2 protein-coding genes are annotated in these 1,448 nt (G+C 45.6%); both read left to right on the forward strand.

Features of this window, described 5'->3' with window-relative positions; genetic code table 11:
* A partial coding sequence (locus tag KDK14_RS01670; RefSeq protein WP_257263280.1) for a hypothetical protein occupies window positions 1-717 on the forward strand: 717 nt, incomplete at its 5' end.
* A 306-nt stretch (window positions 718-1,023) separates the two neighbouring features.
* Window positions 1,024-1,448, forward strand: a 425-nt coding sequence (locus KDK14_RS01675; RefSeq protein ID WP_257263281.1) for a hypothetical protein, incomplete at its 3' end; no start/stop codon positions are given.

The following is a 1,448-nucleotide window of genomic DNA, read 5'->3' on the forward strand; positions in this document are numbered from 1 at the left end:
ATCGGCACGACCGGCTTCCGAAGGTTTCAGCGTCTTCTGAAGTTACGGATTCAGGATCGTAGTATGGGCACAAGACTGAAGACAATAGAAGGTCACAGAGGTGAGATTATACGAAAAAGGGTCGAAGAACTCTTTAACAAGGCGAACACTGCCATTGATTGTTTTTCCAGTCCCGTGAGAGAAGGTGAGTTAAAAGAAGTGGAGGCACTGTTTGAGCAAGCAAGATTGGAGTTAAAAGAATTAAGCGGTAATAATGACGGCACTAATCGAGCAGGCTTGCTTTCTAAATTCAATGAATTGAAGAAAAAACTAGAACCATACAAGGTTGAAATAAGTGATAGACAACAGACTACTGCTACAAACAGTGAAGTTAACAATAAGATAGATCCTCAGCTTGATGATTACTTGAAACAATATGAACGCAAGCATAAAGATTTGCAGGGACAGGTTCAGAAATATTCCATTCAATACCCTGGTGAACATCGCATGGGTAAAATTTGTGATCTCAGGGATTTTTATCTTAAGTCATTAGAAACAGCCAAAGAACTGAAGCTCGAAAAATTCGCTGGTATACCAGCTTATAACAAAGAGTGTCTGATTCTTAATAACCATATTGATACTATTCGTATGCATCTTGAAGCTCTGAACAAACAGCTGCAGCAGCTGCATCAAGAGCAAAGGAATGAGGCGAAACGATCTGATTGCATGCAATCCTGAATTCAGCTCCGAATGACTTCCGGGATGTAGTCCGAGAATAGCGTCTGTCTGGGCGACCCCGTAGCGAGGGTTGCGAGAAATTGAGGCTAAAAAATTCTGATTCTGAGGAGAATACCCTAAAGGGCACAATCTGAGGAGAATACCCTAAAGGGCACAAGTAGCGGGGCTATTTGACGAAGAAGCAGGGATTTTTAGACCAATTTATTGCAACCGCACGGCTGCATAAAGGCAGGAGCCAGAGCAACGCAGGAGCAGTTGCCGTGTAGGGCAGACTATTCCCGGGCAGCCTCACAAGGGTGACTTGCTATGAATATGCCATCAATTCCTGTCCAAAGCACAGCTGCGTCCCAACCTCAATTTTATGACGGTTATAGGCGCGAAGGTGCCAGCGCAGCCCCGGTAAAATTTGATCGCTGGACTGTCAGTTTAAGCGCGATTGATAATTTCCTGAGAGGCAAAAGCCCTGATGCGGTTGAAAATATCGCAGAGCGCATGTGCCGAAGGGCAGAGCGCCAGCAAGGTCCGCAATCGTTCAGTTTGAGTAACCTGAAAAAAGATTTGGCTGTCTTCGGGCTACCGGTTGATGTGAGCCGGGGGCGTAGCCCCGAGCAAAAGGTCAGGATCGTAACTGGCCTGATCCTCAGGCTGCAAACTGAAGCAAACAGTAATAGTACGTATCGGCCATTGGGGCAGGGTTTTTGCCGCCTGATAAAAAAATCAGAGAGTTCCAT

The sequence above is a fragment of the Endozoicomonas sp. ONNA2 genome, assembly GCF_024606365.1.
Lineage (GTDB): Bacteria > Pseudomonadota > Gammaproteobacteria > Pseudomonadales > Endozoicomonadaceae > Endozoicomonas.